The 15146-nt window shown below is 48.8% G+C and carries 13 protein-coding genes; all 13 read right to left on the bottom strand.

The genetic code is table 11. The features are described from left to right. Window positions 1–7: 7 nt before the first annotated feature. The 13 genes from DVH26_RS05285 to DVH26_RS05225 all read right to left on the bottom strand — a co-directional run bounded on the left by DVH26_RS05285 (window position 8) and on the right by DVH26_RS05225 (window position 15140). Entirely contained in the window at window positions 8–1195 is a 1188-nt protein-coding gene (locus DVH26_RS05285) for a glycosyltransferase (protein ID WP_239631897.1), read from the bottom strand. 27 nt (window positions 1196–1222) lie between these two features. Further along, window positions 1223–1963, bottom strand: coding sequence for a glycosyltransferase family 32 protein (locus tag DVH26_RS05280; protein ID WP_239631895.1), 741 nt, complete (start codon window positions 1961–1963; stop codon window positions 1223–1225). Between the two features lie 39 nt (window positions 1964–2002). Further along, window positions 2003–3106, bottom strand: coding sequence for a UDP-glucose 4-epimerase GalE (gene galE / locus DVH26_RS05275; RefSeq protein WP_239631893.1), 1104 nt, complete (start codon window positions 3104–3106; stop codon window positions 2003–2005). Window positions 3107–3120: 14 nt separating this feature from the next. After that, entirely contained in the window at window positions 3121–4188 is a 1068-nt protein-coding gene (locus DVH26_RS05270) for an EpsG family protein (RefSeq protein WP_239631891.1), read from the bottom strand. Between the two features lie 38 nt (window positions 4189–4226). Further along, on the bottom strand, window positions 4227–5132 hold the full coding sequence (locus DVH26_RS05265; RefSeq protein ID WP_239631889.1) for a glycosyltransferase family A protein: 906 nt from the start codon (window positions 5130–5132) through the stop codon (window positions 4227–4229). Between the two features lie 58 nt (window positions 5133–5190). Beyond that, window positions 5191–6312 carry a glycosyltransferase family 1 protein gene (locus DVH26_RS05260; protein WP_239631887.1) on the bottom strand — a complete coding sequence of 374 codons (1122 nt, stop codon included), beginning with the start codon at window positions 6310–6312 and terminating at the stop codon, window positions 5191–5193. Window positions 6313–6324: 12 nt separating this feature from the next. Next, window positions 6325–7389, bottom strand: coding sequence for a glycosyltransferase (locus DVH26_RS05255; protein WP_239631885.1), 1065 nt, complete (start codon window positions 7387–7389; stop codon window positions 6325–6327). After that, window positions 7352–8518, bottom strand: coding sequence for a glycosyltransferase family 4 protein (locus DVH26_RS05250; RefSeq protein WP_239631883.1), 1167 nt, complete (start codon window positions 8516–8518; stop codon window positions 7352–7354). Before DVH26_RS05250 ends, DVH26_RS05255 begins: the two co-directional genes overlap by 38 nt. A 9-nt stretch (window positions 8519–8527) precedes the next feature. Beyond that, complete coding sequence (galU, locus tag DVH26_RS05245; RefSeq protein ID WP_239631881.1) at window positions 8528–9406, bottom strand: UTP--glucose-1-phosphate uridylyltransferase GalU; 879 nt, start codon at window positions 9404–9406, stop codon at window positions 8528–8530. Between the two features lie 17 nt (window positions 9407–9423). After that, window positions 9424–11253 (bottom strand): polysaccharide biosynthesis protein, encoded by a 1830-nt coding sequence (locus DVH26_RS05240; RefSeq protein WP_239631878.1) that lies wholly within the window; start codon window positions 11251–11253, stop codon window positions 9424–9426. A gap of 555 nt (window positions 11254–11808) precedes the next feature. Then, complete coding sequence (locus DVH26_RS05235) at window positions 11809–13362, bottom strand: lipopolysaccharide biosynthesis protein (protein WP_239631876.1); 1554 nt, start codon at window positions 13360–13362, stop codon at window positions 11809–11811. Window positions 13363–13386: 24 nt separating this feature from the next. Continuing rightward, complete coding sequence (locus DVH26_RS05230; protein WP_239631874.1) at window positions 13387–13947, bottom strand: acyltransferase; 561 nt, start codon at window positions 13945–13947, stop codon at window positions 13387–13389. 5 nt (window positions 13948–13952) lie between these two features. Beyond that, on the bottom strand, window positions 13953–15140 hold the full coding sequence (locus tag DVH26_RS05225; protein WP_239631872.1) for a glycoside hydrolase family 88 protein: 1188 nt from the start codon (window positions 15138–15140) through the stop codon (window positions 13953–13955). Window positions 15141–15146 lie beyond the last annotated feature (6 nt).

Here is a 15146-nt window from a genome sequence, read left to right as displayed (position 1 = left end):
TTCCTGCTTATCCTTCAATCAACTGGTAGAACTTGTTCATCTCTTCCTGATGCCTATTGGTGATCAGAGATAGATGAGCCGACAGCTGTTGTCTTAACTCCAGGGAATGAAATAATTTTTTTATCCCCTCCGCTAACCCGTCGATGTTGGCTTGGACGATCAGTCCCGTTTCTCCGTCGACAATCTGCTGCTTGAAGGAAGGGATATCCGTGACCACAATAGGCCGGTACAGTGCGATTGCTTCTTCGACGGCAATACAATGAGCCTCCGTTTTCGAAGGCTGGACATAAATGTCGCATCCCTTCATGAAAGGATAAGGATTCTGCTTCTCGCCCAATAACATGAAGTTCTTTTCCAAGCCAAGCTCGCGACTTTTGGCCTCAAGCTCGCCGCGCAGCGGGCCGTTGCCGATCAAATACCAGCGGATATCGTACCCTTCGCGAACAAGCTTCGCGCACGTATCGAGAGCGAACCATACTCCCTTCTCCTCAGTCAGACGAGCGACGGTTACGATTCGTATCCCTTTACTCTCATCTGTGAAGCCAGGCTCGTTAGACATCTTGTGCACGGTATCTGCAGAGACCCGGTTCTTTATAACGCGCATTTTCTGTGCGAATTCCGGGAAATACCCCTCCAGAGATTTTCGCGCCGTCTCTGCCACCGTAACGATGTAGTCGCTGATTAAGAAGCTTTTCCGCTCGAGTCTTGGACACGGCCATCCTTGCAGCTGGCTGTAGGCATAATCCATGTGGTTGTATACGATCTTTTTGTCCGCGATCACCTTTTCCGCAACATAATAGTTGCAGAAGAAATCAAGGTAGCTTATCGCAACATCGTAATGCGTTCTCAAATTCGGGAGAGCATGCCTGTAAACGCTCCACCTCGCTCCGACCCCTACGCCTTTGCTTAATTTTCCGGCTACCGCCGCAAGCAGTTTACCGGCCAGCAAACGAAAACGGCCCTCCTTCACAAGCTGCGGGACGGCTTGGGTAAGGGGCGTCGAATAGCATGCAAACAACGGCGGGAGGATGTTGACACGGGATGGAACCATATGAAACAGCACGCCGCTATGGTCAAACAACAGCAAATCCACGTCGTACTTTTCATAATCCAAATCGGACAGCAGCGTTAGCAGGCTTTTCTCCACACCGCCCGTATGGAGATATTGGGTTACGAACAAAAGCTTTTTCTTCAATGCCTTTCCTTCCCTTCATGAAAGCGACTAAACCCTGTTAACTATCCTTCTCATCTTGGAGATGAAGGCAGGACCCGCAAACCGGCCGGCTATCCGCTTCACGCTGCTTCTCCAACGCACATGTGCTGGCAGCCACGATTTGGCAAAGTGGTGTATCGTATAGCTGTCCTTCGTGATAAAGCTCGCCCCGTTAATATAGTCATAGGGACAAAAGAAAGTGCGCGGATATAACGTCAATCCGTTTCGCAACACTTGAAATTCGTTATTAGCTATCAAACCATATTTAAGGCAGCTGTCCGTAATAATTCTTGTATTGGTTGTCAGGTCGAACGATCCGTCGGCAAGCAGAAACGTTTTATCGTTGTAATAGTCCATTAAGCTTTTGATCCATCCATGACCCTTCACGGAACCTATGATACCGGTGGGGACGTGTTTTTCATCCTCAAAGCCTGAAAAAACCTCATGATCCAGAAACCGGTCAAGAGATTGTAAAACCTCCACATCGGTATCCATATAAATCCCACCGTAATGATAGAGGGCATAGAGACGAACATAATCGCTGACAAAAGCATATTTGCCCGCCTCGTAAGCTTGCTTTACATAAGGAATGGAAGAAACGTCGAAGTTGTCCTCATTCCACTCCATGAATTGAAAGCCGTTAACGTGCTTGTTCCAGCTTTTCATGCATTTCTTAATAATTTTGGGCTTATCTCCTCTTCCGAACCAGCAGTAATGAATAATCCGAGGAATCCCTGCAACGCTATCCAAGCTTCCATCTCCTCTCCAGAACAAAATACAACATGCTCGCTACCTTCCGATGTATACAAAAAAATCCTCGTTGCTTCTTGAAAGCGTACGAGGACTTGGCGCTGCACCGACGCCTGCGGCTATTTTCGCTTCTTCCAGATACCCGTTCGGGTTGTTCGACTGCCATCTCCAGGAATCGCTGCACATTTCCTCGATTCCCTTCTCGGCAACCCAGCCAAGCTCCCGCTCCGCCTTGGACGGGTTGGCATAGCATATGCCGATGTCGCCTGGTCTGCGGCTCGTAATCGTATACGGGATACGCATCCCGGTCACGGTCTCGAATGCCTTGACCAGTTCGAGCACGCTGTACCCGCGTCCGGTTCCAAGATTGTAGGCTTCAACGCCTGTCGTAGCCATCACTTTAGTTAGCGCACTCAGATGACCAAGAGCCAAATCCACGACATGGATAAAGTCCCTCACACCAGTACCATCGATGGTCTCATAATCGTTGCCGAATACTTGCAGCTCCTTCAGCCTGCCTGCCGCTACTTGGGTAATATAAGGCATCAGATTATTAGGAATGCCGTTAGGATCCTCTCCGATCAGTCCGCTGTTGTGAGCCCCGGCGGGATTGAAATAGCGCAGCAGCGCTATGCTCCAATTCGAATCAGACAAATACAGATCCCGAAGCATTTCCTCAATCATCAGCTTCGTGCGTCCGTAAGGGTTCGTGGCGCTAAGCGGAAGCTCTTCCGCAATAGGCACCTTCTCCTGCAAGCCGTATACGGTAGCCGATGAGCTGAATACGATGTTTTTCACCCCGTATTTCTCCATCACCTTGCACAGCACCAGCGTTCCGGTAATATTGTTGTGGTAGTACCATAACGGCAGTCGAACCGACTCCCCGACCGATTTATGCCCGGCAAAATGGATGACCGCATCGATTTTGTTCTGAGCAAACACACGGATGAGAGCTTCCTGATCCAACAGATCGACCTTGTAGAACTTGAAGTCTCTGCCTGTAATCTCTCTTACCCTTCTAAGGGATTCCAGTCTGCTGTTCGTCAAATTATCCACCACTACAATGTCATATCCTGCGTTTAATAGCTCCACGCATGTATGGCTTCCGATATAGCCGGAGCCTCCGGTTACGAGTATGGCCATAGCTTAGGTCCCCCTTAGAATAGTTTCAGAAAATCGCTTTTATAAACCATTTTCAAACTGATAGCATTTTCATAAAAGAAATAAACGAAGTAGCAGACAAGAATCAGGTAATAGATCAATTTCTGCTCTCTCGTCGTAAATAGATGGACAAGCCATGACACCAGGATGCAGCTGTAGATGCCGAAATAAAACGTGAAACGGGCAAAAATCCAGTTTTGACTGGAAATCACCATAAATACGAACGACAGCAAGGACATATTGACCACATAGTCGCTTTGCGGAAAGATGGCTCTCAGTTTATGCCGGCCCAAAAAAGCCAAAAGAAGGGGAACCCCGCTTACCGCAACCCGGATAATATTGGCTCCGCCCTCGGAGAAGTTTTTATATTCGCTGTACTGGCTGTTCTCCAGCATGGAAAACAGCATCGATGAAAATTGGTTGAATCCTACAACGATAAAAATGGCAATGACCAAGAGTGCCGAGGTGGTCCATGACCATGCTCTTCTTCTTACGATAAAATAAATCGGTATGAGAATGTACGCGCTCTGGTGGACCTGTGCAGCCAGCAGAATGACTAGAATATATTTTTTCCAATCGCCGTTCACGATGAATTTGGTTGCTGCGAAAGCAATGGCAGCCGCCAAAAATTGCCTTATCCCGTTCATTGAGATCAGAAACATGCCGCTTGTTATATAAACAAACATGCTCAGCTCGAACAGCTTGGAATATTTATATAACGTAATGAACACGAGAACATTCGTTATTAAGGCGACGACGAAGATCAAGAACTGCGGATCTTTGGAGATGGATTGCAAGAGCATCTGGAACAGATTGAACCCTTTATCCTTCTTATCCGCAATACTGTCCCAAGTAATTTCCGTCGTTGCATAGGAATACATATAATAGACTGTGTCTCCGATATTTTTTTGCAGTCCGGCAACAAGCACCATCACAGCCAGTGCGAAAGAGGCCATGATGGCATTCGGTCTCGCAGCCGTCAGCAATGTCGGGCCTTTGGCAAACCATCTTGAAGACAAAGAAAACAGATACACCAGCAAAAGATTCACATAGAATACAGCCAAACTACCAATTCCCTTCAACAAAAGCGGCCATTGCCCGTTCAGGAGCCGTGCCTTGCTACCGTGGCCTTATTTGTATTTTGAATATAGAGATAAAGCAGAAGCCCGAAGGGCGCCGCAAGCAGCGTCGTCCATTTGCAGGGAGATTCCCACACAAACTTGTAGTTGCGGATCATCAGATTGCTCGAGACATAATGTATCGATTCCCTCAATCGATCCTTGTAGGTAGGGGCAAATTCCATCGCTACTTTTCTAAAAAATAAAAACCCTCTCGGGTTCCTCTTGTACTGCTTGATCATGTTCATGCTGGAGCCGTCGGGCAAATATTCTACAAGACAAAGGACCTCGTTCATAAGCAGAAGAGGACACTCTTGGTCGATCAGCACATATTTGTAGCTGAGCGGGCAGTATTTCTCACCCGGAAATATCGGGTACGGAGGGCAATTCCTTGTAAGCTCGGAACGGTAGACGAGCTTCTTGTCGCCTTTGACCTGATGCTTCGCATACAAATCGGACAGCGTCGAAGACGCTAGATGCTCCGGCAGCTTCGTCCCGATAATTTGCCCGTCGGGCGAGGCGTCCAGCGCTACGATACCGGCATAGCTGCTGCTCCCGTGACGCTTCCAAAAGGTGACGATCTTCTCCACCGCATCGTCCGCCATATAATCATCCGAGTCGATACAGACGTTGAGCTCCGTATCGATCAGCTCATATGCCGTATTGTGCGCACCGTGCATCCCTTGATTGTCCTGGTAATGATAGCGGAGCGGAACGGCGCCTTCCGATATCCATCCTTCGACAAGCTCTCGGGTCCCGTCGGACGAGCCGTCATCGATGATAAGCCAGACGAAGTCTTTGCTGGTTTGCCTTTTCAGGCTTTCGTAGCATACAGGCAGTGTATAGGCACGATTGTACGTCGGCGTAAACACAGTTAAAGATGGAGCCATACATGAACCTCCGATTGGAAAATGGTACCGGCTGTCTATCCGTCCGGTCCTTCGCAAGCTATGCCCGATTTCGATATTGGCCGTGATCCAAATAATAATTCGTCAGCCACTCCGACATCGTGCTGGTGTCGTACCCATGGATGCGCAGCGAATCGGATGTATCCTCATGCTCATAGGATGAGGCCAGAATCCGCTCCGCCCACAGCTCGGCAGGCTCCCTCAAGCTCATGAAATCGATACGTCCCGTTACATCCGTTTCCTTGGTAATGGTATCTGAAGCGAAGCAGCGCAATCCTGCCGCCTGCGCCTCTACCATGACAACGGGCAATCCCTCAAACAAGGATGGGAATAAGAATAAGTCCATACCCTGCATCAGGTCGGAAATGTCGCTTCTGACGCCAAGAAACCTCACGGCTGGGGTAAGTCCGAGCCGGTCGACTTTTTTCTCGATAGCTTCGCGCAGATGACCGTCGCCTACCATCATTAGCATGGTATCGGGCCGCTTGGCATGAATCGCTTGAAAAATGTCGATAAGAAACGAGTGGTTTTTTTGTTTGTTAAATCTTCCGATATGGCCGATAACCAGCTTATCGTCAGCTTGAAGCTCTTTCCTGATTCTGTTTCTGATATCCTGATTGAATTGGAAGCTCTTCACATGAACCGCATTATTCAGGACCGTAACTTCCTTGGTCGCGGACCGCTCCTTGCCGAACAGCCACTCCCCGGCATTACGGGAACAAGCAAAATATCGGTTGGGATTATCCTTCATCGCAAGCCTTGCATAGATACGAAAAGGAAGCTTCAAGTCAATACCCAGGTCGCTCAAATGACTGTGGGCAATCCGGCATGGGACTTGCGCCTTCTTGGCCGCTCTAAGGACAAAGCTGCTGTTCTCGTTAATATGGGAGTGCACGACACGATACTCCCGATGCTGGGCGAAAAAATCGTCCAGTTGTTTGAAATAACTGCTGTAATTGCCCGGCCTGATAGGCAGCATCCGGTAGATGTTACCTCCAAGCTGGCGTATCTCCTCGTCGTAATGCCCCTCTTCCTCGCGGTGCACCATGAAGTCGAACTGAATTTGGCTGCGGTCGATATGACGATAGTAATTCATCAGCATCGTTTCCAACCCGCCACGATTCATGATCGAAGCAACTTGAAGAACGCGAATCGGTTCCACTAGAACTTCCCCCTATCTTGCCATTTTTCTTAGATGTTCAATGCTCTGCAGCATCACGTAATAGCCCAGGACGAATCTGAGCTTGGCACTCCAATAAAACACCCGCCATATGACCGGACAATATCCCGCCTCGAAATGCTCGAAGGAGCTTTTGATGCGGCTGTCATGTAGGATGGTGCTCAATTTTTTGATTTTCTCCCAAGCCGGAATTCCGCTGCCGTTGATCGTATTCAAGCCAAGCCCCAGCGTATTCAGGCAAATGCGGTTATTCAACGCTGTGGAATATTCGGGCGGCAGCCGCTTTTCCGCAATGAAGCTTTCCATAAAGCCGTACAACCGGAACCATTTGTCCTTCAAATCCGCCTTATAGCTGGACGTAAGCGAAGCGGCGTTGACACGCCAGTAATGGTAGTACGGTCTGTTCAAAAATACGAACGAACGCGCATGATATACGGTATGGATGTTAAACAAGGAATCCTCATTCGTGCCTACAATGGCGAGATCAATGAAGCCTATTCCGTTCTCCTTGATTAGCTCCGAGCGGTACAGCTTGGACCAAACGGTCCCCCAAGCATCCAGAAACTCCGGATTCGCCATTTCCTCCTTCAAGGGACCGATAAGCCGTCTCAGCAGCTTGCTTTGCACCTCATCCCCACGGTACACGGTTTTGTCCGGCAGCTGAAAATGCTTTACTTTGGCGTGCGTTCCAAATTCCCGCGTATAGCTGCACATGACGATATCCGCCTGATCTTCCGTGGCGCTCCGGTACAATTGATCGTACATATCGGTCTCGACCCAGTCGTCCGGGTCTACAAAGCCTATGTACTCCCCTTGCGCAATGCGGATGCCAACATTACGAGCCGCCGAGACGCCGCTATTGGCCTGATGAATGACGATCAGCCTGTCGTCTTGATCCGCATACCGATCAAGGATCGGTCTGCAGCCGTCGGTCGAGCCGTCGTTAACGGCAATGATCTCCAGTTCCTTCATCGTCTGGGACAGCAGACTGTCCAAGCACCGGCTCAAATACGCTTCCACATTATATATAGGCACGACTATACTTACTTTCGGCTTCATCGGTATCCCCCAAAAAGTAATCCGAATAAATCCCGGTCATCTCGCTGCCAACTTGGGTAAGCGAGTAGCCTTGGACCCTGTTCCGGCTGGCCAAGCCCAGCTTGTGCGACAGCTGCAGCGACCGGCTCAGCTCCAGCAGCCGTTCGGCAAACGACTCGCTGTCCGTCGGCTGAACGATAAAGCCGTTCACTCCGTCTGCTATCAGCTCGGAGTGTCCCCGGTTCGCGCTGACCACGACCGGCAGCCCGCACGCCATCGCTTCCAGGATATTGACCGGAAGCCCTTCGCGAAGGCTGGATGCTACAGCCACATCGCACAGGGGCAGCAGCGTGTCAATATCTTTGCGGTAGCCGAGGAAGTCAATCATCTCCTCGACCCCGAGCTCACGGGCAAGCTGTCGGCAGTCCTCTTGCATGGAACCGGAGCCTGCCAGAAGCAATCTGGCGTGAGGAACCTCGGCCTTGATTCGGGCCAACGCTTGAATCAGCAGCTGCTGGTTTTTGTTCTTGTTGAACTCGGCGGCATAGAACATGAGGAAGTCGCCGGGATGGTACCCGAGCAGCAGCCGGGCTTCCCTTCTCGCCGATTCATCCGCCGGCTTGAACCGCTCGGTATCGACCCCGACTCCGTGCACGTGAGCAATGCGACCGGCCTTGAACCGGTGCTGAACGGCGAGCCGGTAGTCTTCCTCGTTAATCGTAATGAGCGTGTCCGTATGAGCGGACAGCCATTTTTCGATCGGGTAGTACAGCAGCCAGTTGAGGGCGGGACCGCCTTTGCAAAAATGAAACCCGTGTGCCGTATACAGCACCCGGGTTCCCTGTTTTCTCGTCTTCCTTGCAGCCAAACGCGCAAGCATTCCCCCCATTGGGGTATGACAATGTATAAGCTCGTAATAATGTTCATCGAGGATCGATTTGAGCTGCTGATACACCTTCACGTTTTGCAGCTTCAACGGCGACCGTTGAAACGGAAGGTTGAACTTTTGATCGACATAAGGAAGCTCAATGTCTCCGCTTGCAGCTACGTGAACATCCCATCCCTGCTCTTTAAACCATTTCATATATGGAAGATGGAACGCCCGGAAGTGGTAATCGACCGTTGCGCAGAACAGCACCTTCTTCGGCATGGGGCTCACCTATTTAATGAGTTCCTTTTCGAGTACTTTGGACAAATAATCGAGCAGATCGTAGCGCAAATCGTCCCGCTGCAGCGCAAATTCTATCGTTGTCTGAATAAAGCCCATTTTCTCGCCGACATCGTGGCGAACTCCTTCGAACTCGTAAGCATATACCGCTTCTTTGCGGTTCAGCTCGGCAATGCCGTCCGTCAGCTGGATTTCCGCACCGGCTCCGGGCTCCTGATGATTTAGGATATCGAAGATCGTCGGGCTTAAGATGTATCTTCCCATAATGGCCAGGTTGGACGGCGCGAATTGCTTGGCTGGCTTCTCAACCAGATGTCTTACTTTATAAAAGCGGTCATCCATGCGATTGCCGTCCACGATGCCGTATCTCGATACCTCTTCGTCGGATACATGCTTGACGCCGATGATCGACGTGCGGTAACGATCGTATAGGTCGATCATTTGCTTCAGGCAAGGGGTTTCCGCCCGGACGATATCGTCTCCCAGCAGGACGGCGAACGGCTCGTTGCCGATAAACTTGCGCGCGCACCAAATCGCGTGGCCGAGGCCTTTGGGCTCTTTTTGGCGAATATAGTGAATGTCCACCATATTGGCCGATTTTTGCACCTCGTTGAGCAAATCGAACTTTTGCTTCTCCAGCAAGTTCTGCTCCAGCTCGAAGGAGCTGTCGAAATGATCCTCAATCGCCCGTTTGCCTTTGCCGGTCACGATAATAATATCTTCAATCCCCGATTCAACCGCTTCTTCCACAATATATTGAATCGTCGGTTTATCCACAATGGGAAGCATTTCTTTAGGCATTGCCTTCGTCGCAGGAAGAAACCGGGTTCCGAGCCCCGCAGCAGGAATGATCGCTTTTCTTACTTTCATAGTCACAGACTCTCCTTTTATCCTATCGATATAAGTTTCTTGGATACCGGGATCACATTCCCGTTGGCTACATTCAATAAGTGCTCTCTCAAATTCGCTTTCTCGAGAGTTGCATAAATGGAGATGATTTTCTTGATTTCCTCCATATACAGATCAGCGGTTTTGCCGATGTAAATTTTCGGATACACTTGCTTCTCCTCGATCTCATTCGGCTTCAGCAGCTCTTCGAACAGCTTTTCCCCAGGTCTGACGCCGGTAAACTCAATGCCGATATCATCGACGGAATTACCGGACAGCTTGATTAAATTCGTCGCCAAATCGACGATCTTCACGGGATCGCCCATATCCAGCACGAAAATTTCTCCGCCTCGGGCAAGCGAGCCCGCTTGGATAACCAATCGGGACGCCTCCGGGATCGTCATGAAATAACGGATCATATCCGGATGCGTTACCGACACCGGACCGCCCTTCTCGATCTGCTGCTTGAACCGCGGAATGACGCTGCCCCGGCTGCCCAGCACATTGCCGAAACGGACGGCGACGAATTTCGTCTCGCTCGTTTTGTCCAGATGCTGGATGATCATCTCGGCCAGCCGTTTCGTCGCTCCCATGACGCTCGTTGGATTGACCGCTTTGTCGGTCGAGATCATGACGAACGTGTTGACGCCGAACTTGCTTGCCGCATTAGCCACGTTCATCGTACCGATGACGTTGTTTTTGACCGCTTCCTCCGGATTTTTCTCCATCAGCGGCACATGCTTATGAGCAGCAGCATGATAGACTACATCCGGCCGGTATTTGTTCATGATGGTCATCATCTTGATCGAGTCCTGAATGTCGGCTATTTCGGTGATAATTTCAATCGGCGCATGCCCGCACAGATCTCTCAGCTCCATTTCAATGGAGTAGATACTGTTCTCTCCGTGACCGAGCAGAATAAGCTTTTGCGGATTAAACTTCGTCACCTGACGGCATATTTCCGAGCCGATGGAGCCTCCAGCTCCTGTAACCAGCACAATCTTTCGCGTTATGTACTCCGAGATGCTCTCGAGATCCAGCTCTACCGGTTCACGGCCCAGCAAATCCTCGACCTGGACGTCACGGAACTGGTTGACCGAAAGTCTTCCGGTTACCAGATCCTCCAGCCTTGGCATAATTTGCGTCTTGGCCGTCGTCTTGGCGCATTCCTGAAAGATCGTGTTCAAATCCTTTTTCGACATGGAAGGAATCGCGATGATGATATGGTCTATATGCTTCTCATGAACGACGCTCTCAATCCGGTCAACCCCGCCAATGACGGGAATGCCCAGAATATCGAGGTTCTGGATCTTGACGTTGTCGTCAATAAAGGCAATCGGCTGAAGCTCCGTTTCTTTGTCTTTGCTTAATTGTCTCGCTACCATCATTCCGGCGGAACCGGCCCCGACGATCAAGGTCCGTTTCTTGTTCTCCGGCTTTCTCATGTACGAGTCACGGAAGAGACGCCAGCAAAAACGAGAGCCGCCGATGAGCAGCATATGCAGCATCCATGTAACCGCAAGGAGCCGGAAATAAATATCCTGCAAAATGATTTCCTGAATGACTGCTGCCGTAATGATCGAGAACGTAATGGCCTTGAAAATAAACAGCAGCTCGCCGATGCTCGCGTACTCCCACGCTTTTTTGTACAGCTTGTAAATCATAGCAAACAGGTGATGGCTGAGCAGAAGCGTAATCGAACTGACGACAATCGGAAACGTGAACACATGGAGATCGGCGCTAAGAAGAAAACGGCTGAAGAAAATGGCGCTCAACACGATGCAGGAATCGGCTATTATCAATAAAGATAGTCTTTGACGGTATGACAACGGGTTCACCCTCTCAATAAAGTTCTTAAGTATAGGACCTTCTGCAAAAGGTAAAAGCGAAAGGTCCGTATAATTAAACACTTTAATGTTCTGTAGGGCATCTAACCCTTCCTCACACCACACCATTGACGACTGGCGTCTAAGGTTGCGTTACAACCCACAGCATGGCCGAGTGCCTCCATCGATAACGGCAAGGAGACATCGCCGGAACTTCTTCTGTTCGTTACTTCTCGTTCTTTATGTTCTTTATAAAGAACATTTTATGTAAAAAAAAAGTGTAGCTATATTGGATATGCGATAATGCGGTATCAAGCGGTCAAATTCGCCGGAACTTGTGATGTAGCCAGCGTGTCAAAACTTGGGAGGCATTTGGGCGAAGATACTGGCGTTCTGTGAAGAATTTCGTCGATCATTTCTTTATAAAGAACATCCAGATAATCATTTAGATACATTTTGTATCATCAACAACCTCATTTTAGTTCTTTATAAAGAAAATGTCAATACATAATCTTACATTAGTGCGGCATTAGTGCTATATTTACAATTTCACAAATATCAGGATGAGACATCGGGACTAGGTACACGCCTCAGCTTACGCTGTAACGAGCGAAGGAGCTGTAGAACTATGCCGAAAACATATTGAAATTCCTCTGTTTTGTAAAACAGCGCTACATAGATCGCGTTCGGAACGATGACGCAAACGGCGGCTTTCATCACGAGCATCCAGATCGTATCGGCGGAGATGAAGCTCCCGATGAAGCTGGTTGCCGCGCACGTGCCGAACCCTATGACGGTGTAATACAAATATCTCATGAAATAATGATGCAGCGGTTTATCGAACACTTTTCTATATACGAAGAAAGGCGTAGTCCAGAATGGAACGGCTATGGCACTGATCAGCGTGCCGATGAATACCCCAGAAATACCGATCTTCTGCACGAGAACAAGCGAAAAGGCCAGGCTGACCGCAGCCTGAATTAACGGAATATAGCGGTCTTCATGAAAGATGCCCGCCGTCGTCTTGACCGTCGTAATAGAGTTTCGCATCCCTCTTTCGTAAAATGTCACCATCAGGATGATCACGATGAGGTTGCCCATAAGAAACTTCTCGCCGATCCACAGCTTGATGAACGGCTCGATCATCACGTACATGGCTATAGCGGCTAACGAATACAGCCAGAAATTGAGCAGCATCGTTACCTTATACACGCTGTACACTTTATCCTTGCTTTCGCTGGCGACCAGGTTCCCTACGCTGTGATACATATTGTTAAACACCTGGTTAATCAAGGTGCGGCAGATATCGATCAGCATTTTGTAGTTGGAATACAGCCCTACCGCGGCAATGCTCACATAGGTTGAAATGATAATGTTTTCGGTGCCGAAGATGAGATAGCTGCCGATGTTTTGCAGGACAATCGCCTTGACGTTTTTAATAATGTTACTTTTCGTATCATTATCGAGCGAACCGATTGCTTTTTCCTTCAGGAACGGATACATTCGGTTGACGATCAACGACATAATCAGGCTGTTCGTTATGGTGATGGCGCTGTCGATAATCAGATACAAAATATAGTTTTGCGTCCAGTACAGAATGCCTATTTTCAGAAACATGGATAAGATGGAGGAGACGGAATAAATTCCGGTTACGATATAGTTTTTTTGGCATACATTCAAATACGATATTTTGTGCTGGAACAAGTAAGGGGTCACCGTATTTAATAAGAATACGAGATAGATGACGTAAATATGCTCGACGTTAGCATCCTTAACAATATACTGCAGGAAGGGCAGCAATGACAGTCCGAGCAGCAGCACGATAAGGGCAATGATTAGATAGGCCTTCTTATACAGCCTCATCAGCACGAGAATTTTCTCTTTATTATTGTCGGCAACCGGCTTATACAAAGTGTAAACGATGCTAGAGCCGATTCCGGCCTCCGCCAGCGACAGCATAGCCAATATGTTCGTAAAGAGCCCGTTCAGGCCCAAATATTCGACACCCAGAGTATGAATAAATACGGTGCGGGAAAAGAAGCTCAACAGAGTAATGACAAGCTGGTTACCGATCCCGACGGAAATATTGATCAAGGAATGTTTTGTTCTCATGGTTTACTCCAATGCTACAACGGATTAGACAACATAACCAATTTCATCAATCAGCTCTTCGTACATTCTTTTTCTCTTATCAGCCGAAATATTGCCGTTAAGGGTGTAGCTGCGATCATATTTCGGAGCGCAAACCATCTGTTTATCGTTCTTCTCTATGTATTCGTCCAATGTACATAGAACTTTAGCGGGATTGCCGGCTGCTATAGATCGCTCCGGTATCGATTTAGTCACAATGCTGCCTGCCGCAATAATCGAATCACGACCGATGGTTACGCCAGGCATAATCAAAGCTCTTGCACCTATAAACACATTATCTTCAATAGTGATACTCCCCACTTTGGTATAATTCGTTAAGCCTTTTGTGCTTGCGTCATGCGTTAACAGATAAGCTTGAGGAGCAATCGTTACATTGTTGCCAATTTTAATTAACCAGCAATGAGAATAGTCGAACACGACTCCAGGCTGAATCGAGCAGTTCTCCCCAACCTGCATACCCATTCGAATGTAATCTTCCAACCAGATTTCTTCCAACAGAAACTTTTTAAATCGGGCTCTTATAAAATGAATCATTTTTTTTACCATGATCGTTAACCTACCTTGGCATTCGTTTGCGAATTCATCATTCGGATGCAAAAGCCTTGAGTAAACGGCAGGATATTAAACAGCATCGAATAGACGCCGATATCCTTCGTGTCGCCTTGAGAGAAATCTACGGCACCGCTTCTGCGCGTTGCTTTCATCAAGTAGCCTATTGCACGGTTCATGCTTTCCTGGCAGGATGCCGAGATATCTTCAATCCGGGAAGCATTCATCATAAACCAGGCTAGCGTAGCGGTGGTAGAAGAATCCGGCACACTTTCCCCACGGGTCACCGTCCAGCACCAATTCCCCCGCTCCTGCTGGAATTTCATAGCGGCCAAAGCGAATCTTCTGACGCTGTTCTCCAGCATCGGCTTACAAGGGTGATGCTCCGGCAGCTCGTTCCAAGCATCGGCAAGACCTATCGCGAACCAGCCGAGACCTCTGCCCCAGCCGTATAAGCCTAGCGGCACTTTGCTGTCCACACAATAGGCATGACTAGGGATATGATACCCGTTCAACATGCCGTTCTCTTCATAGGCGATAATTTGTTTTACAGCCAATTCTACACATTCCGGTTTATTGTAGCGAACGCCGTAAGCAACAAGGAACGGGCAAATAAATCCAATGGTATCTACATAACGGTAATTCTTCATGAACTTGCGGTAAGCAACCGTTCCGTCATCCCCAACATGGTCGCGAATCAGCTCCCAGGTATTGTCCCATGCGCTCCGGTAACGATCCGTATCAATGAAGTCGAGCTTCATGATGGCATAAGCAAGGATAGCCGTATCGACATGCTGCGGTTTGGATATCCATTGGCCTTGTGCATCCAGCTTGGAATCCAGAAATTTCATGAGTTCCTGCCTGGCCTCCGAATCGACGTTACGCTTCACATACTCGGCGAGCCCCATCACTAGCGATGCTTCCTGCCAATGCTGGATCGCATTCTTCGTATAGTTGCCTCTCAGCATATCGATGGCGACCAGCCTCGTGTTGTCCGTCACTTTGATCTTGGGTGTCGTATTCAGCCACTTGACGCCAATGCTCGTAATCGACCGGTTCCAGATTTGACGGTCCTGATATCTGCCTATATGTATCCGGCTGACCCAATCCCGGAACATGGGTACGACATCGATTAGCACAACGATGGCTATAATGCCCAACAGCAAGTAGCACACTATTTGAAAGATCACACTCGA

The sequence above is a fragment of the Paenibacillus sp. H1-7 genome, assembly GCF_022354825.1.
Lineage (GTDB): Bacteria > Bacillota > Bacilli > Paenibacillales > NBRC-103111 > Paenibacillus_S.
This window is presented reverse-complemented; position numbering and strand designations above follow the sequence as displayed.